This window comes from Streptomyces sp. NPDC017993 (assembly GCF_044328065.1).
Classification (GTDB): domain Bacteria; phylum Actinomycetota; class Actinomycetes; order Streptomycetales; family Streptomycetaceae; genus Streptomyces.
In genome coordinates this window covers 1-21,587 of sequence record NZ_JBIRGO010000027.1, presented here as the reverse complement: position 1 = coordinate 21,587, position 21,587 = coordinate 1, and the positions used below count along the sequence as shown (strand labels likewise).

The 21,587-nt window shown below is 70.8% G+C and carries 20 protein-coding genes and 1 pseudogene; 5 read left to right on the top strand and 16 right to left on the bottom strand.

The window, feature by feature from the left end:
* Positions 1-72: 72 nt before the first annotated feature.
* The 10 genes from ACH4FH_RS34270 to ACH4FH_RS34225 all read right to left on the bottom strand — a co-directional run bounded on the left by ACH4FH_RS34270 (position 73) and on the right by ACH4FH_RS34225 (position 9,938).
* The gene (locus ACH4FH_RS34270; RefSeq protein WP_398559855.1) at positions 73-177 is read right to left on the bottom strand and encodes a DUF6893 family small protein; all 105 of its coding nucleotides are present in this window, start codon (positions 175-177) and stop codon (positions 73-75) included.
* Positions 171-752: a hydrogenase maturation protease gene (locus tag ACH4FH_RS34265; protein ID WP_398559854.1), complete on the bottom strand. Its 582-nt coding sequence runs from the start codon at positions 750-752 to the stop codon at positions 171-173. The genes ACH4FH_RS34270 and ACH4FH_RS34265 overlap by 7 nt, the downstream gene beginning before the upstream one ends.
* The gene (locus ACH4FH_RS34260) at positions 749-2,143 is read right to left on the bottom strand and encodes a hypothetical protein (protein ID WP_398559923.1); all 1,395 of its coding nucleotides are present in this window, start codon (positions 2,141-2,143) and stop codon (positions 749-751) included. Before ACH4FH_RS34260 ends, ACH4FH_RS34265 begins: the two co-directional genes overlap by 4 nt.
* 23 nt (positions 2,144-2,166) lie before the next feature.
* Entirely contained in the window at positions 2,167-2,868 is a 702-nt protein-coding gene (locus ACH4FH_RS34255) for a DUF6084 family protein (protein WP_398559853.1), read from the bottom strand.
* Positions 2,865-3,530, bottom strand: a complete 666-nt coding sequence (locus ACH4FH_RS34250) for a DUF5947 family protein (protein WP_398559852.1) — start codon at positions 3,528-3,530, stop codon at positions 2,865-2,867. Before ACH4FH_RS34250 ends, ACH4FH_RS34255 begins: the two co-directional genes overlap by 4 nt.
* Entirely contained in the window at positions 3,527-4,111 is a 585-nt protein-coding gene (locus tag ACH4FH_RS34245) for a hypothetical protein (RefSeq protein ID WP_398559851.1), read from the bottom strand. Before ACH4FH_RS34245 ends, ACH4FH_RS34250 begins: the two co-directional genes overlap by 4 nt.
* Positions 4,108-5,892 carry a nickel-dependent hydrogenase large subunit gene (locus tag ACH4FH_RS34240; RefSeq protein WP_398559850.1) on the bottom strand — a complete coding sequence of 595 codons (1,785 nt, stop codon included), beginning with the start codon at positions 5,890-5,892 and terminating at the stop codon, positions 4,108-4,110. The genes ACH4FH_RS34245 and ACH4FH_RS34240 overlap by 4 nt, the downstream gene beginning before the upstream one ends.
* Before the next feature lie 82 nt (positions 5,893-5,974).
* Complete coding sequence (locus ACH4FH_RS34235; RefSeq protein WP_398559849.1) at positions 5,975-7,066, bottom strand: hydrogenase expression protein HypE; 1,092 nt, start codon at positions 7,064-7,066, stop codon at positions 5,975-5,977.
* A gap of 204 nt (positions 7,067-7,270) precedes the next feature.
* Positions 7,271-8,020 (bottom strand): DUF4232 domain-containing protein, encoded by a 750-nt coding sequence (locus tag ACH4FH_RS34230; RefSeq protein ID WP_398559848.1) that lies wholly within the window; start codon positions 8,018-8,020, stop codon positions 7,271-7,273.
* Positions 8,021-8,363: 343 nt separating this feature from the next.
* Entirely contained in the window at positions 8,364-9,938 is a 1,575-nt protein-coding gene (locus tag ACH4FH_RS34225) for a right-handed parallel beta-helix repeat-containing protein (protein WP_398559847.1), read from the bottom strand.
* 865 nt (positions 9,939-10,803) lie between these two features.
* On the opposite strand from ACH4FH_RS34225, the gene ACH4FH_RS34220 reads away from it, so the two are divergent.
* Complete coding sequence (locus tag ACH4FH_RS34220) at positions 10,804-11,337, top strand: GNAT family N-acetyltransferase (RefSeq protein WP_398559846.1); 534 nt, start codon at positions 10,804-10,806, stop codon at positions 11,335-11,337.
* A gap of 613 nt (positions 11,338-11,950) precedes the next feature.
* Here ACH4FH_RS34220 and ACH4FH_RS34215 read toward each other — a convergent pair.
* Complete coding sequence (locus tag ACH4FH_RS34215; RefSeq protein ID WP_398559845.1) at positions 11,951-14,512, bottom strand: MFS transporter; 2,562 nt, start codon at positions 14,510-14,512, stop codon at positions 11,951-11,953.
* Between the two features lie 592 nt (positions 14,513-15,104).
* Between ACH4FH_RS34215 and ACH4FH_RS34210 the strand changes: the two genes are divergently transcribed.
* The gene (locus ACH4FH_RS34210) at positions 15,105-15,248 is read left to right on the top strand and encodes a hypothetical protein (RefSeq protein ID WP_398559844.1); all 144 of its coding nucleotides are present in this window, start codon (positions 15,105-15,107) and stop codon (positions 15,246-15,248) included.
* 86 nt (positions 15,249-15,334) lie between these two features.
* Here ACH4FH_RS34210 and ACH4FH_RS34205 read toward each other — a convergent pair whose 3' ends face one another.
* Positions 15,335-15,997, bottom strand: coding sequence for a ScbR family autoregulator-binding transcription factor (locus ACH4FH_RS34205; protein ID WP_398559843.1), 663 nt, complete (start codon positions 15,995-15,997; stop codon positions 15,335-15,337).
* A gap of 233 nt (positions 15,998-16,230) precedes the next feature.
* On the opposite strand from ACH4FH_RS34205, the gene ACH4FH_RS34200 reads away from it, so the two are divergent.
* On the top strand, positions 16,231-17,160 hold the full coding sequence (locus tag ACH4FH_RS34200; protein ID WP_398559922.1) for a ScbA/BarX family gamma-butyrolactone biosynthesis protein: 930 nt from the start codon (positions 16,231-16,233) through the stop codon (positions 17,158-17,160).
* Positions 17,161-17,253: 93 nt separating this feature from the next.
* Here ACH4FH_RS34200 and ACH4FH_RS34195 read toward each other — a convergent pair whose 3' ends face one another.
* The 3 genes from ACH4FH_RS34195 to ACH4FH_RS34185 all read right to left on the bottom strand — a co-directional run bounded on the left by ACH4FH_RS34195 (position 17,254) and on the right by ACH4FH_RS34185 (position 19,425).
* Positions 17,254-18,009, bottom strand: coding sequence for a 2OG-Fe(II) oxygenase (locus ACH4FH_RS34195; RefSeq protein WP_398559842.1), 756 nt, complete (start codon positions 18,007-18,009; stop codon positions 17,254-17,256).
* A gap of 57 nt (positions 18,010-18,066) precedes the next feature.
* Positions 18,067-18,594 carry a methylated-DNA--[protein]-cysteine S-methyltransferase gene (locus tag ACH4FH_RS34190; RefSeq protein WP_398559841.1) on the bottom strand — a complete coding sequence of 176 codons (528 nt, stop codon included), beginning with the start codon at positions 18,592-18,594 and terminating at the stop codon, positions 18,067-18,069.
* A gap of 603 nt (positions 18,595-19,197) precedes the next feature.
* Positions 19,198-19,425, bottom strand: coding sequence for a hypothetical protein (locus tag ACH4FH_RS34185; RefSeq protein WP_398559840.1), 228 nt, complete (start codon positions 19,423-19,425; stop codon positions 19,198-19,200).
* 223 nt (positions 19,426-19,648) lie between these two features.
* Between ACH4FH_RS34185 and ACH4FH_RS34180 the strand changes: the two genes are divergently transcribed.
* Entirely contained in the window at positions 19,649-20,116 is a 468-nt protein-coding gene (locus tag ACH4FH_RS34180; protein WP_398559839.1) for a MarR family winged helix-turn-helix transcriptional regulator, read from the top strand.
* 110 nt (positions 20,117-20,226) lie between these two features.
* Positions 20,227-21,411 carry a cytochrome P450 gene (locus ACH4FH_RS34175; RefSeq protein WP_398559838.1) on the top strand — a complete coding sequence of 395 codons (1,185 nt, stop codon included), beginning with the start codon at positions 20,227-20,229 and terminating at the stop codon, positions 21,409-21,411.
* 82 nt (positions 21,412-21,493) lie between these two features.
* Here ACH4FH_RS34175 and ACH4FH_RS34170 read toward each other — a convergent pair.
* Positions 21,494-21,587 (bottom strand): annotated as a pseudogene (locus tag ACH4FH_RS34170) (2-hydroxy-3-oxopropionate reductase); the annotation flags it as partial.

The window sequence follows — 21,587 nt, the reverse complement described above, 5'->3', positions numbered from 1 at the left end:
CGCGCGCGGAGCCCGGCCGGGATGCCTCGCCGGGGCGGCGCGCTCGCGTACGCCGGTCGGCGCAGCGAACCGTCACATGGACCGGATACGGAGGTAGCGCCTGAGGTCCGGCAGAACGCTCTTCAGGGCGAGGGCGAACACGGCCGCGGCCGCTCCGCCGAGGGCGAGCTTCAGCATGGTGTGGAATTCCTCTCGATGGTGTGGGGCCGGGCGGCGGCCGCCGTCGGCTCCGCCGGTGCGACGAGCCGCAGGATCAGGCTCACGGCCTCGTCGACCGCGGCGCCGACCGGCGCGCTGAGTCCGATGCCCTCCTCGACGTCGGCCGGTTCGCAGCCGACGACCAGGACGCGCTCCGGACGGCACCCCCCGGTGCCCGCGCTGAGCGTGTCGAGCAGCGCGAGCACGGTGTCCGGCGTCATGTGGTGGCCGTCCAGCGCGGTGCTCCGGGGGCGGGCCGAGGCCGGGTCCGTGGCGTCCAGGAGGTAGACGGTTCCGGGCTCACCGCCGCGCGCTGAGGCGTCGACGAGCAGCACCGTGTGGTAGCCCTCCAGCATCTGGTAGGCCAGGTGCACTCCGCGTACGCCGGCGTCGACGACCTCGACACCGTCGGGGAGCGGGTGCTCGCCGAGCCGGCGGACGGCTTCGACGCCGAAGCCGTCGTCACCGAGGAAGATGTTGCCCACGCCGGCGATCAGCGTCTTCGTGGGCGCCTCGGTGAGGGGGCCGTCGGTGAAGGGGGCGTCGGTGCTCACGCGTCCTCCAGGGGAGCCACTTCGTCGGGTTGGAAGTACAGGAACCGGCCCTGGGCGCGCCGGATGTCGACGCCGGGGTCGCCCTCGACGGTCACCGCGAGATGCACCCCGCCGTCCACATCGTGCAGGACCGCTTCGACGTGCGCGCTGCGGCCCTGGAGGAAGAGGTCCTGGGCGTCGGTGCGGCGCAGCCCGGGACGCAGCAGCACCCGGCTGCCCGCGCCGATGGACTGTCCGTCCACGATGATCCGGTCGGTCACCGGGTCGACACTGCGGTCGCTCTCCGGGTCCCACCAGGGCGTGTCGGGGCGCAGGCCCGGCACGTCGGGGGTGAGGTCGGCCGGTTCCGCCGGGCCGGGCCCGGTCACCTCGCGCAGCGAGCGGACGGCGCCGTGCAGGCGTTCCAGCACTTCGGGGGGCATCGAGTCGGCGAGGTCGATGACGTCCGCCGCGCGCCGGTCCGTGCCGCGTGCCTCGCGCTTCTCCTGGTCGGTGAGGGCGGCGGTGCGCAGGGCGAGGATCTCGTCGATCTCCAGGGCGTCGTAGAGGGCGCCGGGGCTTTCGGGGGCGATGGCGGGGTGGTCCTCCAGGATGATCGGGGAGGACAGGATCACGTCGCTGCGGCCGGGGTCGCCGGCGAGGACGGGCCAGGTGTGCTCGTTCCGGCAGCTCGCCACGGCTCCCGTTGCCCATTCGGGCGGGTCCGTCATCGACAGGAAGGAGCCCGGGGCGAGGCCGAGCAGGAGATGCGCCGCGACCAGGGAGCGGGGCAGCGCCGCGTCGCGGTCGGCTGCGCCCTCGTCCGGTGTCCAGGGGCTGGAGTTCTCGACGGTGGCGGTCAGCCGCATCGCCGCGTAGGGGCCGTCGAGTGGGCTCGCGGTCAGCCGCAGCCGGCCGTTGATCTCCTCGCAGCGGCGCACCAGGCGGCCGACGAGTCGGCCGTCCGCGTCGTGCACCAGCTCGGTCTCCTCGCGCGCGGGCCGCGAGAAGGGCACGGTGACGCCGTCGCCTTCGAGTTCGTCGACGGCCACGACATGCGTGACGCGCTCCTCGGCGCCCTCGTCCCAGGGCACCAGCACCCGGTCGGGAAGTTCGAGTTCGGCGACCGTCTCGAACTCGCCGTCCGGGCCGAGGCGTTGGACGACGCGCCGTTGGGCGTGCAGGAACCGCAGCTCGGCCGAGAGGCGGGCGCCGGACCTGGGCTCCATCAGGCATTCGGTGCGCTGGGAGGAGTGCTCCTCGCTCTCGGCACCCCAGCGGGGCGGGACGAGCACGCCGAACTGCCAGCGCAGCTTGTTCTTCGCCGCGGACGCCCGGTACGGATAGAGCACATAGCCCTCGAAGAGCACGGCATCCGCCACCTGCCGGGCGACGGCGAACCGTGCCTCCATCTCGTCGGGCAGCACGCTGGTCGTCACGGCGCGGTCCTCTCGGTGACGGGACGGGCGACGGCGCCGGGGAAGACCCGCGCGCGTGGGGCGGGTTCCTCGGCGTCGGCAGTGGCCAGGAGCGCCTCGACGGTCGCTTCCCAGGACGGCAGGGCCCGACGGGAGCGGAAGGCGAGCAGCGCGTCGAGGGTTTCGCGCGGCAGCCGGAGCCAGCCGCAGCCCGGGAAGTGCTGCTCGGTCATCTCCTGCCAGACGGGCACCGGCATCCGGAAGACCGCTTCCTTGTCCCAGGGCACGGGGGCGACGCGGAATCCTCCGGCGCCGGCGAACACCGTGCCGGAGAACAGCAGGAGCAGCGGTACCTCGCCGTCGCGCAGGGCGCGGAAGTAGCGGGACGCGGCGACGTCCATGTCGTAGGTGCACGGTACGGGGAGGTCCACCTCCGTCTCACCGGTGAAGCCGGGGACGACGAGGGAGACCTGGGCGAACTGCAGCGGCTGCAGGGTGCTGCCCCAGCGGGACCGCTCGCCGAAGAGGTCGGCCAGCGCCTCGGCCTCTTCGGGCTCGTAGCCGCGGCGGGCCGGTTCGATGCGGAACTGGCAGCGCAAGGCGATGGCGTGCACCCGGGCGTCGTCGGCGGCCGTGATGCGCAGCCGGAAGACGAGGGTGGGGCCGGCGGCGTACTTGTCGGCCCGTACGCCGGTGCAGACGAAGGAGAGGTCGGTCACGGCCGGGTGTCCTCCTTCGGCGGGCGGGCCCGCCGAGCTACCTGGGTGAAGAAGTCGGCCAGCGCGGTGCGCGCCTGGGGTCCGCCGTCGAAGCCCTGCCACAGCAGGCGCATCCGGCCGACCAGTTCGTAGCAGATGTCGACGGGCACCAGGTAGCAGTCGATGCGGCCCTCGGTGCGGCGTACCAGCAGGGCTTCCACGTCGGGTTCGAGGAGCTGTGCGAGCCGGCTAGCGCCGACGACGGTCTGCCAGGTGGCCGGGTCGAGTTCGCTCTCGGTGGCGCCCGCCGGGCTGGGGTAGAGGGCGACCAGCCGGTCCAGGTCGGCGTTGCGCAGGAAGAAGGCGACGCCGACGGGGATCTGGAGCAGGTCCCAGGCCGCGTCGTCGAGGGTGTGGGCGGAGTCGACGAGGTAGCGGTCGGGGACCGTACGGAACTGCCCCGCGCCGGACCCCGGCCGGTCGAAGAGCAGCGCGCAGGGCGTGCAGGCGCAGGCCAGCGCGCGCTTCTTCGTGTCGACGAGGTGGCGGTGGTTGTGCTCGGCGAGGACCGCGGCGCACAGCTCACAGCGTTCCGGGGCCTGCGGCTGGGGCGCGCGGAACCGGCGCAGGCCCTGGTGGGCCGGTGGCGCGGGGCGCGTGGGCGCCGTCTGCGGGCCGGTCACGACGGCATGGAGGCGGTCGGCGGCCGGCTGGAGATCTGCAGCAGCGTCGGCTCCTGCGCTGCCTTGGCGGACTCCATCTGCACCGAGGTCACCTCGGGCGCGAAGCACGACAGGGCGCTCTCGATGGCCTGTTGGGCCTCCTGCGAGGTGCTCGGGCAGCCACAGCCTCCGGAGTCGGCCGACCGCAGGCGCAGCACACCGGTGTCCTCGTCGAAGCCGGCCACCTCGGCGGGGTGCTGTCGGCGGACGCTCTCCAGCGCCCGTTCGATGCGGGTCGCGACGTCCTCGGGGTGCAGGTCGTGCAGCACCAGCAGGCTCGCGACGAGTTCGTCGCGCAGCACGGCCGCACGCGGGCCGCCACCGCCATCGCGGTTTCCGCCGCGGTCGAGGAGATGCACGATCCGCGCCAGTCCCGCGCCGTAGAAGTCCATCAGGACGCGGACGAGTTCCTCGGCGGACGCGGTGATCTCGCTGTCGTCGCGCTGCGCGATGCGGTCCAGGACCTCTTCGACGCGCCGGCCGGTCGCCTCCGCGTTCGGCGCGGCGCTCCGGGGCGGGGCGGTGTCCACCGGGGCGCTCATCCGCCGAGTCCGCTCAGGCCGGTGGGCACGTGCATCTTCTTCACGGACTTGCCGCCGCCGACGTACATGTGGACGCCGCAGGGCAGGCAGGGGTCGAAGCTGCGGACGGCGCGCATGATGTCGATGCCCTTGAAGTTCTCCGGGGAGTTCTCCTCGAAGATGGGCGTGTTCTGGACGGCGTCCTCGTACGGGCCGGGGGTGCCGTAGGTGTCACGCGTGCTGGCGTTCCACGGGGTGGGCGGGTAGGGGTGGTAGTTGGCGATCTTCCCGTCCCGGATGACCATGTGGTGCGAGAGGACGCCGCGGACCGCCTCGGTGAATCCGACACCGATGGACTCGTCCGGCACCTCGAACTTCTCCCAGGTCTGGGTGCGTCCGGCGCGGACCTCCTCCAGCCCCTTCTCGGCGAAGTGCAGTGCCATGGCGGCCGCGTACGCCTGGAAGTACGTGCGGGCGCGGTTGCGCTCCAGCGCGTTGCTCCACTTGGGGATCTTCCACTCGAAGCGGGCCTCGGGCTTCGTCATGCTGCGCGGCAGGTCGATGACCACGCTCTGGCCGGTGGACTTGACGTAGGGCGTGTCGACGAGGCCCGACAGGGCGGTCGACCACAGGCGGGCGATGGGGCCGCCGCCGGTGTCCAGCGCCAGGTAGTCCTTGCCGTCGAACCACCGCGGGGACATCACCCAGCTGTACTTGTCGCCGAAGTCCCGCTTCTGCGGAGCGGGGATGGTGTGCTGGTTCCACGGGTGGCGCGGGTCGACGGGGTTGCCGAGCGGGTCGTGCGTGACGAACTGCTCCTGGCCCTGCCAGTCCTGGTAGTAGGAGCTGCCGAGCAGGATCCGGATGCCGAGGTTGATCTCGGTGAGGTCGTTGGTGACCAGCTTGCCGTCGACGATGATGCCGGGGGTGACGAACATCCGCCGGCCCCAGTCGGTCATGTTGCGATACGTGAAGTCGCAGTAGTCCGGATCGTTGAGCGCGCCCCAGCAGCCGAGCAGCACGCGCCGCCGGCCGACTTCCTCGTAGCCGGGCAGTGCCTCGTAGAAGAAGTCGAACAGGTCGTCGTGGAGCGGGACGACGCGCTTCATGAACTCGACGTAGCGCATCAGTCGGCTGAGGTAGTCGGTGAACAGCTGCACGCTCGCGATGGTGCCGACGCCGCCCGGGTAGAGCGTGGAGGGGTGCACATGGCGGCCCTCCATGAGACAGAACATCTCGCGGGTGTAGCGGCTGACCTGGAGCGCTTCGCGGTAGAACTCGCCCTCCAGGGGGTTGAGCGAGCGCATGATGTCGGCGATGGTGCGGTAGCCGTGTTCGCCGGCGTGCGGGGCCTCGGTGCGTTCGGCCAGATCCAGGACGCCGGGGTTGGTCTCGCGGACCATCTTTTCGCAGTAGTCGACCCCGACCAGGTTCTCCTGGAAGATGTTGTGGTCGAACATGTACTCGGCGGACTCACCGAGGTTGATGATCCACTCCGCGAGGTGCGGGGGCTTCACGCCGTACGCCATGTTCTGCGCGTACACCGAGCAGGTCGCGTGGTTGTCGCCGCAGATGCCGCAGATGCGGCTGGTGATGAAGTGCGCGTCCCGCGGGTCCTTGCCGCGCATGAAGACGCTGTAGCCACGGAACACCGACGAGGTGCTGTAGCACTCCGCCACCCGCTTCTGCTTGAAGTCGATCTTGGTGTGGATGCCGAGGCTGCCCACGATCCGGGTGATCGGATCCCAGGCCATCTCCGTCAGACCGCTGCCGTCACCGGCCGCCTTTGTCTTCGGTGCCATCGTGTGTGCCGTGCCCTTCTTTGTGCGGGAGGTGGGGGTCGGACGGAGAGGCCGGACGCTCAGGCGGCTCCGGTTCCTGCTGTCACCAAGGGGACCGGTAACCTGTGGTCAGCTTGTCGCCGCGGTGGCGCCACTTGGGTTCGCTGTCGACGGTCTTCGCGGTGACCTGCCGCAGGCGGCGGATGACGCTGCCGTACGCGGCGCTGGCGGTGCTGGAGACCTTGCCGCCGGGCGGCTCGTCCATGAACGGCATGAATTTGTCGGGGAAGCCGGGCATGGTGCAGGCGATACAGATGCCGCCGACGTTCGGGCAGCCGCCGATGCCGTCCATCCAGCCCCGCTTGGGCACGTTGCATTTGACCACGGGGCCCCAGCATCCGAGCTTCACCAGACACTTGGGCGAGTCGTAGGTGGTGGCGAATTGCCCCTGCTCGTAATATCCGGCCCGGTCGCAGCCCTCGTGCACGGTCGCGCCGAAGAGCCAGGTGGGCCGCAGCTGGTCGTCCAGCGGGATCATCGGAGCCGAGCCCACCGCCTGGTAGAGCAGGTAGGTCAGGGTCTCCGAGAAGTTGTCGGGCTGGATCGGGCAGCCGGGCACGCACACGATCGGGATGCCGGCCTTGGACGTCCAGTCCCAGCCCAGGTAGTCGGGCACGCCCATGGCGCCCGTGGGGTTGCCGGACATCGCATGGATACCGCCGTACGTGGCGCAGGTGCCGATGGCGACAACGGCCAGCGCCTTGGGGGCGAGGCGGTCGATCCACTCGCTGGTGGTGATCGGCTGGCCTGTCTCGGGGTCGTCCCCGAAGCCGCACCAGTAGCCCTCCGGCTTGATCGACTCGTTGGGGATGGACCCCTCGATGACCAGGACGAACGGGTCGATCTCGCCGCGTTCGCCCTTGAAGAACCACTCGATGAAGTTGTCGGCACCCTGCACGGGCCCGCATTCGAAATCGATCAGCGGCCAGTGCACGGCCACCTTGGGAAGGCCCGGCAGCACACTGAGCGCGATTTCCTCAATGCTCGGCTGGGTCGCGGCGGTGAGCGACACGGAGTCGCCGTCACAGCTCAGGCCCGCGTTGATCCAGAGAATGTGGATCGGGGACTCGTCCTCGGCGGACGGCTTTCCGGCCGTATCCGCACTGTCGGCCACGGTCGAAGATGCTGCATCCATAGGGATGCCTCCTTGGGGAGGTATGCAACGAAAGCGCACATTTCACGGCTTCCGTACACAGTGGTAGCACCGAACCAGCCGACCGGAACCACAACGGGGGCCGTTCCAGTGACGTACCGGCGTCGCGGGCCCCACACCCCCCGAACACGGCTGAGCGGGCCGGTCCATGACCGGCCCGCTCGGGCCCTGCTCACCCCACGAACGTCAGCTCGTGGCGCCGGTTTCCATCGTCGTGACGGTGAACCGCCCGCCGCACACCCGCAGCCCACGGCTCTGCGTGGTCATCGAGTCCTTCGAGCCGGGCGGGTACACGTAGACGATCTGCGACGAGGACCAGCACGGGGTGTCCGAGACCCCGTCGTTGACCGTGTGCAGCACGACGTGGGCGCTCCGTCCCGGCTGCAGCTTGACGGAGCCGCCGGCGCCGCCCTCGCGGGTGGCGGGCTTGCCGATGACCGAACCGTCACGGGACATGAGGGAGACCCCGGGGTAGCCGCGCAGCGAACAGGCGCTCTTGCCCTTGTTCGTGAACACCAGCGGGTAGTGAATGTTGCCGGCGCCGATGTCGGAGGGGCCGAGGCGCAGCGACATCTGAGTGGCGGTGCAGCGCCCCGCGGGCGACTTGGCCGCGTTCTCGCTCCGCGATGTGCTCGGCCTCGGGCTCGGGCTGCCTGCGTCGGGGGACTTACTTCCGGAGGGCTTCGACGCACTCGCGGAGGGCTGCGTGTCCGCGGAGGGCGCCTGCGAACCGGAAGGCTTTCGGACATCGCCGGACGGCTTCGCACTGTGTTCGCCCTCGGCGCTGCCGGCCGTGTCGGGCGAGGAGGCGGACGGCGGGCCGGCCGCGGAGTTGCTCCCGTCCTGGCAGGCGGTGAGCGTGAGCGCCGCGAGGGCGATCAGCGAACCGGCGGCGGCACGGCGGCCGCGGCCGAGGGTCTTGGCGGTGAGCGACATAGGTGTCCCCCTCGTCTTGTGCGTCCGTACCCTCATGGTCCGGGTGCGTATGGTCCGTCCATTGCTTCCAGCCTGGCCCAGGGCGCTGCCGGTCCGCTAACGCGGCGCTAACGCACCGCTAACGGGCCGGGCGCCCCGGCCGGCGGTGCCTGGGCTGGTCTCCGTGACCAGCCGGAACGTCGGGTATTACACCAGGCTCGCAGAAGTTTCGGAGTTTCGAACCGCGGCACCGCCGTGTTCGGCCGCACCTCCCACCGGACGCCGTAACCTCATCGCCCCCGGCAGCCCCACCGGCCTCGCGGAAGCGGGACCGGTCGGGAGCCGCCGCCCCCTCCCGGCCGTGCTACCTCCCACTCCCCTGGTCCGCCCCGATGTTCGGCGGGTCGGGGACCGGGTTGCCGTAGAAGTCCCGGTCGCCCGAGCCGAACACCGCCACGCCCGCGCCGAGGGCAGGGGAACCGGCACGAAGGCGGACGTCACCGGGGGAGACGAACCGCGGGTCGGCACGTACCGCCGCGCTGTCGCCGGGGACGCCGGAGATGCGGGCGTAGAGGTTGTGGTCGTAGAGGTTGTGCGGGTCGGCGATCGGGGAGGTCGCCTCGGCACCGGCGAAGATGTTGTTGCGGAAGGTGACGCCTCCGGGGCCGTTGCTGCTGACCATGGCCGTGCCGGAGGTGGCGGTGGTGATCGTGTTGTTGTGTACCAGGGTGTTCGTCGCGGGGCCGCAGACAACCGAAATGACGCCGTAGGGCGCGGACTTGTTCTCGTCGTTGACGCTGACGTTGTAGCGAACGGTGTTGCCGTCCGACGTCATGCCCTCGCCGTTGCAGACGAGCAGGAATCCGCCTTCGTTGTCGTGACTGTAGTTGTACTGGTAGACGTTGCCGTTGTTGCCGCCGTCGATGTCGTACGCCATCGAGTCGCGGGTGCCGTGGCCGCCGGTGACCTCGTTGAACTGGTAGACGACATGGTCGGAGTTCCAGGCCCAGATGCCCGCGTTGTAGCCCGCTGAGCGGGCGTTGAAGCCGTCGACCAGGTTGTGTTCCACGCGCGCCCCGACGGAGTTCTGCACGACGATGCCGTCACCGCCGACGTCCCGCACGGTGTTGCGGTGCACCGAGAGCCCCGTGATCGGCGCGAAGGATGTCCCGGGCCCCTGGGGGTGCTCGGGCCTGCGGCCCCATGTGGACGAGGTGCCGATGCCCGTGCGGTCGGTGTGCTCCACGGTCGAGTGACGCACCGTCACCCCCGCGAAGCTGGTGGGCTCGGCGGAGCCCTGCACGGCGAAGAGAATGCCGCCGGACGGGTCGGGATCCTTGACATCGGCCCCGTTGACGTCGTGCACGTCGACGCCGTCCACCAGGTAGTGGTGACCGGTGCCGAAGTCATGCAGCCGGACGAGTATCCCGGCACGGGGGTCGGCCGTGGTGGCCGGGCCGGTGTTGGTCACGTCGAGGTCGCGCAGCTCCCAGTGCTGGACGTTGTCGAGGAGGATCGCGGCCCGTGCGCCGGCCCCCGCGATACGCGGCTTCGCGCCGCTCCCGTACGCGCCCGCCCCGAGCGGCGCGCCGGCGGCCCCCGACGCCGTGGGGGCGAAGGTGCCGGCGCAGGTGGTACCTCGCTTGAAGAGGACGCGGTCACCCGGGCGGAGAGCCGCGGCGCCGGCCTTCTTCACGGTGCGCCAGGCGGTGGCGGGGCGGGTCCCCGAGGCGGCGTCGGAGCCGTCGGCGCAGTCCACGTAATAAGTGACCGATTCTGTGCGGGCGTTCGCGGATGCGGCGGCCCGGGCCTCCGCCTGCGCAGGTGGCGTGGCGAGGGCCGCGAGGACGGCGAGGGCTGCGGTGCACAGAGCGGTCAGCGCCGTTCGGGGCGGCGCCGGTGCCGTTCGATGCGGCCGGTGGCTGGTGCGGTGGGGCATCGTCTCTCCTGGTTCCGGTGGGGGCGGCGGGCGACGGGCGAGGCGGGCGTACGCGCTCACCACGCCTTGCCGGGGCGGCGCACCAAGGGGGCGGCATGCCGCGGCGCACCACGAGCCCGGTCATCTCGACGGGGGCGGAGGTCTTCTTCCACGCTGCTCCTGCCGCTCGACCGATGCGGCCCGCGTCGGTGCTTGCGAGGTGGGGCGCGGCATCGAGAACTCGCCGCCCCACCCGTCCTCCCCTCCCCCACAGCCGGACGCCGGTGGCGTGGCATCCGCTGAGGAGACGGCGGCGAAAGGCGAACCAGTCGGACGTCGTGCCACGGGAGGAGCGGCGGGGTGGCCACATCGTCGACCACCGGTCGAGGCGTGACAAGGCTTGTCGACGAAAGTGCAAGCCCTTACGCGGAAAGTACAACTGGCCTGGAAAGTTGGCGAGTTGAGGCTACCGGGGTGTAGCGCCGACTGCCGGGTCTCTGGGTCGGGACCGAGCGGGTGACGCGATCGTGGATGGCCGGCGGCAGGGATGGCACGGAGGGTGGTGCGGCGCGCCGTGGGCGGTATGTGCGGCGCCGTTCCGTGAGGTTCGTTCGCGCGGTGGGCGGTGGGCGGTGGACGGTGCCTGACGACACCCCTGCGCGTGCCTTCGGCGGCAACCGGGGGTGCCTCTGCCAGTCCCACGCACCGAAAATTCGCCCTCCCCTTCAGACGAAGAATCTTCGGAAAATGGTGGCGGGCCATTGCGCCATTCGGCGACCAAGGTCTCCGGAGAAGGGCGCGGGAGAAACATGCGCCCCAGCCGCACCTCGCCCCCCACCGTCCCGCCGATTACCACTCCCGCGCCGCATTCGACAGGATGGGCGACATGACCGAGATCCATACACCCCGCCTCCTCCTCCGCCGCTGGCACGACGACGACCTCGCCCCGATGGCGGACATCAACGCGGACCCGTTGGTCATGCGCTGGGTCGGGGATGGCTCGGTCCTCGACCTGGACCAGACCGCGGAGGCCATTGAGCGGTGGGAGGAGGAATGGGACGACGAGGGGTTCGGCCTCTTCGCCGTCGAGCTGTTGGCCTCGGGCGAACTCGCCGGGTTCGCGGGGCTGTCCCTGCCCGAGTACCTGCCGGAGGCGATGCCCGACGTCGAGATCAGCTGGCGCCTCGGGCGGCAGTTCTGGGGGCAGGGCTACGCCTCCGAGGCCGCGCAGGCCGTGCTGGAGTTCGCTCTCCAGGACCGCGGACTCGAACGCGTCATCGCCATCGACCGGCTGGGCAACGAGGCGTCGGAGAATGTGATGCGCAAGCTCGGCCTGGTCTTCGAGCGGGAAACCGCCCACCCCGACTACGGCCACGCGCTGACCGTGCACAGCATCGATCTGACCGAATACCAGAGCTGAGGGCCATCGCCGGGTCAGCGGGCGTAGGGGTCATCTCCGGGTCAGCGGGCTCCCGGACATCTTCAGGTCAGCGGACTCTCGGACGTCTCCGGAGCAGCGCACGTCAGGGGCATCTCGGGGGGCAGCGGCCCGTCTGCGGGGCGAGGGCCACGCAGCGGCGCTGGGCACACGGGCCGACGGGCCGACGGGCCGACGGGCCGACGGGCCGACGGGCCGACGGGCCGACGGGCCAGGATCCTCGACCGCACGCCTGCCCAGGTCGGGCGGCCTCCGAGCCACGGCGTCATCTGTCCACCAAGGGGTTCTGGTCGCTTCCGGGCGGCGGACCGACCATGTCCCGCCCGGTACGGCTTCGTGGATGCACGCTCCGGTGCCTTCGCGATTCGCTATCGCACCCCGAGATTCCGACCCACCGTCCCGGACCCGCGCTCCTGCCCCACACGTCCGCGCCGACCAGAGCCGCCGCCTCCCCGCGTAGGCATGCCGCATCGGCCGGCGCGCTGACCGGGCCACTCCCGTCCCGCCCCCGCCTCCTCGCCACGCTCATGCCCGCCCCGGACCCAAGGGACGGACATGAGCGACATGGTGACGGACGCAAGCGTCGCCGCGAGGGTCAGCGGGCGGCACCGGACGGCTGTACCAGGTCCACATCGAGGACTTCGGTGACGCCGCCTGCGACGGATATCGGTGTGGCCTGCGGCGGATAGCCGGCCGCCGACAGCGTGTAGTGACGTCCGCTCAGTTCGGAGAACGCGAAGACGCCGTCCGAGCCCGTGACGGTGTGGGCGGCCACCGTCCCGTCCTCGACAAGGGTCACGGCGGCGTCGGCCAGTGGCTGTCCGTCCGGGCCCCGCACCGTCCCACGAACCGTCGCAACGGGGTGCAGGCGTACGTCCTGCCGTTCCGGCCGGCCACCGGACAACTCGACGGCACGGGCCTCAGGCCGGTGTCCGTCGGCGCTCATGACCAGGGTGTAGGTGCCCGGCAGGAGCCGGCAGACTTCCCAGTTCCCGTCGCCGCCCGACGTCGTACGGGTCACCACATCGCCCCCGCTGTCGGTGACGACGACGCTCGCACCGACCAGCGGAAGGCCGTCCGGCCCGCCGAGCAGGGTCCCGCTCAGCCTGCCGGAGGCCGTGAGTATCAGGTCCACCTCGACCGGGGCGGCCCCGGCGCGGTACGTGGCCGACGCCGCGTGGGGGGTGTGCCCGGACGCGGCACCGGTGAGGACGTAGGTGCCGTCGGCGGGGGCGGTCAGGGCGTAGCGGCCGTCGGCGCCTGCCGTCGTGACGCCGGCCTGCCGGCCCTGCCGGTCGATCAGGGTGATGCTCGCCCGCGGTACGGGCCCGCCGGATGCGTCCAGCACTCGGCCGCGGAAGCCCGTCGAAGCGTCGACGTGCGCGGCGGCCCCGGCCGTTACGGACGTTGCCGGGGCGGTCCGCGGCGCGGGGACGGGAGCGGGCCGTGCCCAGGACGGCGCGGGCTTCACAAGCTCCTCGGGACGCTCGGGCGTGGAGGGCAGGGCGGACGGGGCGGACGGGGCGGACGGGGCGGACGGGGCGGACGGAACAGGTTCCGTGCCCGTGGAGGGGTGAGACGACGCCGCCACACCCGCATTGCCGTACACCTCTCCCGCTCCGGCCACGCCGACCGCTCCGGCCGCTTCCTCCGAACCGTCCGTGCTCTGTGCGACCAAGGTGGGGCGGGACGTATTGCTCTGCGACGGCAGGAACGCGGCCACGGCCACGCCGACGATGACCGCGCCCGTGGCAATCAGGAAGGAGACGCGAAAGCCGCCCATGGTGGGCACGGTGACCGATCCGGCCCGGGTGGACATGTGGGCGAGGACCATGCCGATGACGGCACTGGAAACCGACGTGCCGATGGAGCGCATGAGGGTGTTGAGGCCGTTCGCCGCGCCGGTCTCGGAAGGGTCGACGGCGCCGATGATCAAGGCGGGCAGCGAGGAGTACGCGAGCCCGATGCCGGCGCCGACGGTGACCGCGATGATGACGGTCTGCCAGGGCGCGTTCATGAGGCCGATGCCGGCGCCGTAGCCGATCGCGATCACCAGCATGCCGAGGAGCAGAGTGATCTTGGGGCCCCGCCGCGCGGCGAGGCGCGCGTACAGGGGCGCCACCAGCATCATCGTCAGTCCCAGCGGCGCCACACACAGCCCGGCCACCACCATCGACTGGCCGAGACCGTAGCCGGTGGACTTCGGCAGCTGGAGCAGCTGCGGCAGCACCAGGGAGATCGCGTAGAAGGCCACGCCGACGGTGATCGAGGCGAGGTTCGTCAGCAGCACCTCGCGCCGGGCGCTGGTGCGGAGGTCGACCAGCGGGTCGGGGATCCGCAGCTCCATCACGCCCCACAGCACCAGAATCACTGCGGCGAGAGCGAACATCCCGAGGGTGGTGGGTGAGCCCCATCCCCAGTCGCTGCCCTTGGTGATGGGGAGCAGCAGGGCGACCAGGCCGGCCGACAGCCCGATGGAGCCGGCCACGTCGAAGCGTCCGCGTGCCCGCACCGCGGTCTCGGGGACCACGAGGACGGTGAGCAGCATCGACAGCACACCGAGACCTGCGGCGGCGAAGAACAGGGCATGCCAATCGGCGTGTTGCGCCACCAGGGCCGCGGCGGGCAGGGCGAGTCCGCCGCCGACGCCTATGGAGGAGCTCATCAGGGCCATCGCCGAGCCGAGCCGTTCGCGTGGCAGCTCGTCGCGCATGATGCCGATGCCGAGCGGAATGGCGCCCATCGCGAAGCCCTGGAGCGCCCGGCCGACGATCATGATGAGCAGGTCGTCGGTGAACCCGCAGATCAGCGACCCGATGACCATCACGGCGAGGCTGGCCAGCAGCATCCGACGCTTGCCGTAGAGGTCACCGAGACGGCCCATGATCGGCGTCGATACCGCGCCCGCGAGGAGGGTGGCCGTCATGACCCAGGTGGCGTTGCCGGGCGCGGTGTTGAGCAGCGTCGGCAGGTCCTTGATGACCGGCACGAGCAGGGTCTGCATGACCGCGACGACGATGCCGGAGAAGGCGAGGACCGGGACGATGCCGCCAGGGGTTCTCCGGGGTCCGGCCTCGGTCGGGTCGGGCCCCGGGCGCGCGGCGGAAGGGTCTGCCGTCGCCCTCTCGGACAGCTGGTCGGTCGTCGTCCGGGTCATGCGTATGGCCTCCAGGGCGGCAGAGAGGAAAGGCAGGATGAGGGAGTCAGCAGGGACCGAGTGCGGTCAGCAGCGATAAAAGCGATAGATGTGGTCAAGGGTGTGGCGACGGCCGGGGTGCGGCGGTGCCGACGGCGTGCGAATCGGGCAACAGGCGATGGCCCGCGGCGCCGCGCAGGGCGGTGTCAGCAGGCCGGGTGATGTTCCGTTGGGGCGGTGGAGTCGTGGGAGCGGGGAGCGGGGAGCGTCAGCGATACAGGTTTCGGTGCGGGCGTCGATTTTCGGTGGAGCAAGCGTCGATGGAGCACATTTCGATGCGACAGGGATGGGTGTGACGGGCGTTGGGGGACGAGCGTCGGAGGGGCGGACATGGGCGCGGCCGAACCGACTGAACACCCGTTACTTGCATGGCGAACATATTATTTCGATGCCGTATTCCGGTCCGTGGGCGGTCACCTCACGCCGCACGACGTGATCTGCCTCACGCCCGCCGGGCCCTTTCCAGCCACTCACTCCCATAGCCCCTCCCCCGAGCCCCGCCCAAAGGCCCAATTCACGCAGGCACTTACGCCGACATTCGACCCTTCCCCCAGTGAATCGCACGGCACTGACAACGCCGATCCTGAGCGTCGGCCGCACCGGCACCCACGCCACCCCCGCCCCACCCGAGCCGCGCCCCACCGACGCACCCCGCCCCGCCCACGACAAAGGCGCCGCGATCACGCGACGCCTCTGACCTGCCACCGACCCCAACACCGACCGTGCGGTATTTTTTAACCCGCCATCAATCGGAACAACTCCCCGATTCCCCAGGCACCCTCATCAGTCCGATACCTCCTCGGCCAGGGCCTTCCCACGCAGAGCGGCGTCGAGCTTCGCACCGCGCTCCGAGTCGAGGATCAGCCTGCCCAGGACCGCGGGCGCCGCGATGCTGGGCAGGGTGTGCTGGAAGAAAACGGTCAGCCGGTGGCTGAGGTCGGCCTGATTCGAGATGGCGTTCGACATCATCTGCAGGCCGGCGAATGCGCCGACGAACAGCTCCGCGGCATCCCGGATATTGACGCTCTCCAGAATCTCGCCCTGCCCCCTCGCCTTGGCGAACAGGGCCTCGACGAAGTGCGTCCAGGAGATCATCGACTGTTTGCGATCAAGGTGGTTGGAGCCCTGCTCGACCGCCAGGCGCGCCGCACCACGCTGGATCGGGTCGCTCCGCAGCCGGTAGGCAAGGACCTGACCCGAGTCCACGAACTCCTGCAGCTTGATCTTCTGTGGCTCAACGGCGATGTCCACCACGTGCTCCCTCAGCACGGCGAGGGCCAATTGCTCCTTGGAAGCGAAGTGGAAATACAGGGCGCCCTTCGTCACACCGGCACGCTCAAGGACTTCGGCGATGGTCGCACGGTCGTAGCCGAGGTCGTCGAATACCGCGGCGGCCGCCTCCAGGATCAGTCGGCGGGTCCGGATCGCGCGGTCCTGTTGTGCCACAGGGCGCCTCCTGTCTTTCGAAGATTTTCCATTCAGCAACAGTTAGCTACAACTTCAAGTCGCCCGCAGACCAGCCACTTGTCCTCTTTTTCACATGGCATTGAAAACAAAACCGGATGGTACGTATCTTAACAGCGTTCGACACCATCCCGTTGAGACGCCTGGGGGCAGTCATGAGCGACACGATGCACGTCGAAAGCGCAGTTCACCCCAGTACTTCGCACGCGGCGGCCATAGTCCGGAACCGGGCAACCGGGCCCCGTTCGCGGCGCGGTGCCGCGGCAACGGTTCCCAGGGAGCTCGTGCACCGCCCCACCGCCGAGGACATCCTGATCACCTCGTGGCGCCGGCTGGACGAGACGCACTTCTCGCTGACCGCCCAGTGGCCCCACGACCATGGGTACTTCACCCCGAGCCACGGCCGCCATCACCTCATCCTCACCGGCGAGACCATCCGGCAGGCGGGGCTGCTGATCTCACACACTGAGCTCGGCGTCCCCGTCGGCCACCATTTTGTCCTGGGCGATCTGGCGTACACCACGCACCCCGAGCACCTCGCAGTCGGAAACGGACCCACCGAGCTGACCATCGAGGTGACCTGCAGCAAGCTGCGGATGCGGGCCGGCGCGATGACCGGCGGCCACTTCGGCATGACCATCCGCAAGGCGAACGGAATCGTGGCAACCGGCCACTCCGGCGTCACCGTCGCCTCCCCCGCCGTCTACCGCCGGATCCGCGGCGCACAGCTGTCAGCACGCCACGTCCAGGGGCCGCTTCCGGAGCCCGTTCCACACGGGCTCACCGGCAGCACCAAGAACGAGGACGTCCTGATCGCACCCACCGACCGGCCGGGCCGGTGGCTGCTGCGCGTCGCACCCGGCCACGCCGCGGTCGTGAACCCGGCGAACGATCACGTCCCGGGGATGGTGCTGCTCGACGCGGCACAGCAGGCCGCCCGCGCCCTCACCTCGCCCGCCACCTTCGTTCCGTACGCCTTCGGCACCGAATTCCGCCGCTACGCCGAGCGCGACGTGCCCTGCGTGATCGAGGCGCACCTCGTGCCGTCGGCGATGCCCAGCACCACGACGGTCCGGGTGACCGGCTTCCAGGAGGGCGCGCCGGTCTTCGTCTCCACACTCACGGCGCTGGACGAACGCTCCTGAGACGCCTGCCGGCGAACGGGCAGCGACTCCAGCTCTGACCGGCGGACGCCGGGACACACGGGTCGCCAGATGCCGACGGCAGAACTGCCGCGGTCAGGCGTCGTGGAAGACCAGGCCCAGGGAGTGCCGGTGGCCGGAGCGGACGGTACTCACGCCATGGCGAACCGGACCCGCCGTCCACCCGCGGGTGGACCGCACCGGGCGGTCTCGGGTGGTGAAGACAAGGCCGTGGCCCTGCGGAAGGACGGTCGTGGTGCCACGGGACTGCGCCCGCGGGCGCTGCTCGACGAGAAGGAACTCCCCGCCGGTGTAATCGGTTCCCTGCTCGTCCAGCCCGATGACGACCTGGAGCGGAAAGACCATGTCGCCGAAGAGGTCGCGGTGCAGCGCGTTCCAGTCACCCGCCCCATAACGCAGCAGGATCTGCGAGGACTTGCTCTGACCTGCCGCGTGACACATCGTCAGCCACTCCCCCAACTGGTCGGGCCACGGCGCCGGCCTGCCGAGCTTGCCCCACCAGTCGCGGGCGATCTCCAGCAGGTGCGGGTAGAACGCCTCGCGCAGGGCCTGGACGGGTTCTGGGAGCGGCTCGGCGAAGTAGCGGTACTGGCCGGATCCGAAGCGGTGCCGGGCCATGTCGATCGTCGAACGGAAGCGGGCGGCGTCGTCGTACAGCGCGATGAGGTCGCGACATTCGTCGGGGGCGAGCAGCTGGGGGGTCAACGCGCAGCCCAGGACGTTGAGTTCATCGGTCAGGGCCCGCCAGTCGCAGGCGGCGACCCGGTCACCGAGGGCGGTGGGCCGGGAGCCCCCGGCGCCGCGCGCTCGCTGGGTGGTGTGCGTGGGCATGGAGTGCTCCAAGGGCGTTGGTGCGGGGGCTCACCGGTGTAAGGCGCGCACGAACGTTCAGCGGGCCCCCGGAGCCACGCCCGCCAGGTCTGCGAACCCCTCCAGGCCGAGGAGTTGGCGCTTGCGGTCCAGACCGCCCGCGTAACCGGTGAGCGATCCGTCCGCACCGATGACGCGGTGGCAGGGCCGGACGATGAGCAGCGGATTCGCGCCGATGGCGGTTCCGAGGGCACGTACGGCGCCGGGCGCCGCACCGATGTCGGCGGCGAGCCGGCCGTAGGTCGTCGTGGTGCCGTACGGGATGGTCTCCAGGGCCTTCCACACCCGCTGCTGGAACGCCGTGCCACGGGTGGTGACGCACGCGATGTCGAAGCGCGTCAGCGTCCCGTCGAAGTAACCGCGCAGCTGGCGGATGATCTCCTCGAACGCGGTGGCGTCCTCGCTCCAGGCGTCCTGGACGAGCGCGCCGCCTTTCTGTCCGGGAACCGACAGCGAGGCGAGCGTGGTGCCGCCGTGCGCGGTCTCGGATTTCTGACCCACCAGGAGAAGCTCGCCCAACGGGCTCTCGCACGTGGTGTACAGCATCGGCGACGACGCGGAGGGAACGGACGATACGGCTGGCGGCGGAGTCATCGAAGTCCTGTGCAGGGTGTCGGACGGGGTCGGGGTATCGGGCAGGGATGGGGCGGAGCGGTCGGCCCCTGCCTGTTGTGTCGGCTCGCTCTGCGCCGGCGGCCGGGTGGCGGTCGTGGGACGTGCCGACTGTACGGGTGCTGTCATGAGTCTGCTCTTTCCTTGAAGCCCGAGAGGATCGGACGGTGTCTCCCGCGCGCTCAGGGGGCCGGGGTCCAATACGCCCGGGCCCGGGACGCGCCACGAGCAGGCAAGGGCGACACGTCCTTGGCGGGGCGGGCGCCATCCGTCGACGGATCCGGCCATCGCGACCGGCTGCGGCTCGGGCGGGACGACGGCGGGGCGGGAGACGTCCCGCCGTCCTCGTTCTTCATCACGGTCCCCACTGTGCGGCAGGCGCGATGGCGATGCTGGCGGGAATCGGACAGCGCATTTCGAGGCCGTGCTACGGGGGCCGCACAGCGGTCGACATGCTTACAGCCGCGGCACACGTACAGTCGGCAGCGGTACGCCTACGGCCGCGGCCGCGTTCAGGCCGCTGATATCTGACGCCGTTCAGGCCGGCGGCATCGGCCAGTCGTTGAGGCTCCCACCGCGCCATTCCACGAGGCGGGGGTCATCCAGCGCGATGTCCTCGGCCGGTTCGGCGACCCCGGCGCGGCGGAGGAATTCGGCGACATCGCCACGTCCATGGGCCAGGCCGACGATCTGTCCGCGCACGGTGACCCGACGCCCGCCGGAGGGCGTGGGGGGATGCACGATGACAGGCGGATGCTCGGTCATGCCTCCAGCGTGCGCCGGGCTCCGCTCGCGCGCACGTCGAAGAGCGGCCCCTCCCCCGCGAGGTGAGGCGGGAGACCATGGACGAAGCGACCGGTGAGCCGGTGGATGTCACTACACGTCCACCTGCTGGCGGACTAGGGTTTTGTTATGTCGCGCCGGAGCGCAGCCACCTCGCCGGCCGGCAAACTTCGAGACTCAAAGCACTCCTCGGTAGACTGGACATGTGGTGCCATCGACTCAGGCCGAACTGACGCGAGAGCTGCTCACCGCCCTGCATGAGGTCGTGAGCTGGTCCCAGGTGCAGCTGCGGACGACACTGGACCGCTTGGAGCTGACCGCACCGCTCTCGGAAGCCCTCTGGGCGCTCGACCCGGAGCTGCCCGCTCCCTCGATGAAGGTGCTGGCGGGCCGCCTGCACTGTGACCCGTCCAGCGCGACATTCCTCGTCACCCGTCTTGAGCGGCAGGGGTTCATCGAGCGGGTCCCCGATCCGGCGGACCGGCGTTCCAAGACGGTCGAACTCACCGACAAGGGAGCGAAGGTCCGGCATGAGCTGATCGAGGCGATGGTGGATCAGTCGCCGCTCACGGCGCTCGGCATTCCGGATCAGGAGGACGCCTTGCGGCTGCTCCGCAAGGCGCTGGCCCAGGCTGCCGCCTCGTGGGAGACCCTTCCGGGCGACGACAGGTAGGCGCGCCCGTATCCGCGCCCGCCCGCTCTCCGCGCGCCCACCGCTCCCTGCTCTGCGCCCTCCCGCACGCCCCCCCTTCCCCACTCCCACGATGAGGATCTTGAGTCGACGTGCCCGACCCCTTGGACTCGGCAGCGTTCTCCCGAGACCCCTATCCCCTGCTCGCCGCGCTGCGTGAGCGCGGCCCCGTCCAGCGGGTCCGCACGACCAACGGCCGTACGACGTGGGTCGTCACGGGATGGGCGCAGGCACGGTCCGCGATGGCCGACGCACGGCTGTCGAAGGACACCGCCCGCTACTTCGCCGGCCGGCCGTCCACGCGCGATCTCGCCCCCGCCGTCAGCCGCACCATGCTCGCCACGGACCCTCCGGACCACGGCCGGCTGCGGAAGCTGGCGATGCAGGCGTTCACGCCGGCGGCCGTGGCGCGTCTGGAGCCGCGCATCCGCGAGATCGCCGAGGGGCTGGCCGACACGCTGGCCGACGGCGGCTCCGCGGACCTGGTCGAGGAGTTCGCCGTCCCGCTGCCCATCGCCGTGATCAGCGAGCTGCTCGGCGTACCCGAACACGACCGCGCGGCGGTCCGCCGGTGGTCCAACGACCTGTTCGCCACCGCGGACCCGGACACCGTCGATCGCGCCTCACACGCCATCAGCGACTACATGACGGAGCTGATCGCGAGGCGGCGCGACGCCCTCGGCGACGACGTACTGAGCGCTCTGATCGCCGCCCGGGACGACGGGGAGCGGCTCACCGAGCCCGAACTGGTCTCCCTCGCCGTGCTGTTGGTGGTCGCCGGTCACGAGACGACGGCCAACCTGATCGGCAACGGCATGCTGGCCCTGCTCCACGACGACGCCCTCCGCGCCCGCCTCCGGGCCGACCTCTCCCTCCTGCCCGCAGCCGTCGAGGAATTCCTCCGCCACGACTCCCCGCTCACCCTCGCGACCTTCCGGTACGCCCGCGAGTCACTCGATCTCGGCGGCGCCCGGATCGCGGCCGGGGACGTCGTCCTGGTCTCCCCCGGCGCCGCCAACCGCGATCCCGCACGGTTCCCCGCGCCCGACGCCGTACGGCTGGACCGCCCGGCCGGGCACCTCTCGTTCGGTCACGGCCCGCACCACTGCCTGGGCGCAGCGCTGGCCCGTACCGAGGGCCGGATCGCCTTCGAGGTTCTGCTGACCCGCTTCCCCGGCATGCGGCGGCAGTGCCAGGACCCCGGCACGCTCGACTGGCGGCGCACACGGCTGATGCGCGGCCTTGCCGCCCTTCCGGTGACGTTCCCCGAGCCGTAGACAAGCCGACGCCGCGACTGCAGTGCGGCAGTCGCGGCGTCGGCCGGTCCGGGTCGGCCGCGGCAAGGAGCCGCGGACCGGCTCAGCTTTCGGTGGTGTTTCCGGAGAGGCGTTCGACGCCGCGCAGGAGGGCGGAGTGGTCGAGGTTGCCGTCGCCCTGGGCGCGCAGGGAGGCG

Bases quoted from the DNA above. Each gene is read 5' to 3' on its own strand.
- ACH4FH_RS34270 (WP_398559855.1), bottom strand. From the start codon at position 177: ATGCTGAAGCTCGCCCTCGGCGGAGCGGCCGCGGCCGTGTTCGCCCTC.
- ACH4FH_RS34260 (WP_398559923.1), bottom strand. From the start codon at position 2,143: ATGGAGGCACGGTTCGCCGTCGCCCGGCAGGTGGCGGATGCCGTGCTC.
- ACH4FH_RS34245 (WP_398559851.1), bottom strand. From the start codon at position 4,111: ATGAGCGCCCCGGTGGACACCGCCCCGCCCCGGAGCGCCGCGCCGAAC.
- ACH4FH_RS34240 (WP_398559850.1), bottom strand. From the start codon at position 5,892: ATGGCACCGAAGACAAAGGCGGCCGGTGACGGCAGCGGTCTGACGGAG.
- ACH4FH_RS34235 (WP_398559849.1), bottom strand. From the start codon at position 7,066: ATGGATGCAGCATCTTCGACCGTGGCCGACAGTGCGGATACGGCCGGA.
- ACH4FH_RS34230 (WP_398559848.1), bottom strand. From the start codon at position 8,020: ATGTCGCTCACCGCCAAGACCCTCGGCCGCGGCCGCCGTGCCGCCGCC.
- ACH4FH_RS34225 (WP_398559847.1), bottom strand. From the start codon at position 9,938: ATGCCCCACCGCACCAGCCACCGGCCGCATCGAACGGCACCGGCGCCG.
- ACH4FH_RS34220 (WP_398559846.1), top strand. From the start codon at position 10,804: ATGACCGAGATCCATACACCCCGCCTCCTCCTCCGCCGCTGGCACGAC.
- ACH4FH_RS34215 (WP_398559845.1), bottom strand. From the start codon at position 14,512: ATGACCCGGACGACGACCGACCAGCTGTCCGAGAGGGCGACGGCAGAC.
- ACH4FH_RS34195 (WP_398559842.1), bottom strand. From the start codon at position 18,009: ATGCCCACGCACACCACCCAGCGAGCGCGCGGCGCCGGGGGCTCCCGG.
- ACH4FH_RS34190 (WP_398559841.1), bottom strand. From the start codon at position 18,594: ATGCTGTACACCACGTGCGAGAGCCCGTTGGGCGAGCTTCTCCTGGTG.
- ACH4FH_RS34185 (WP_398559840.1), bottom strand. From the start codon at position 19,425: ATGACCGAGCATCCGCCTGTCATCGTGCATCCCCCCACGCCCTCCGGC.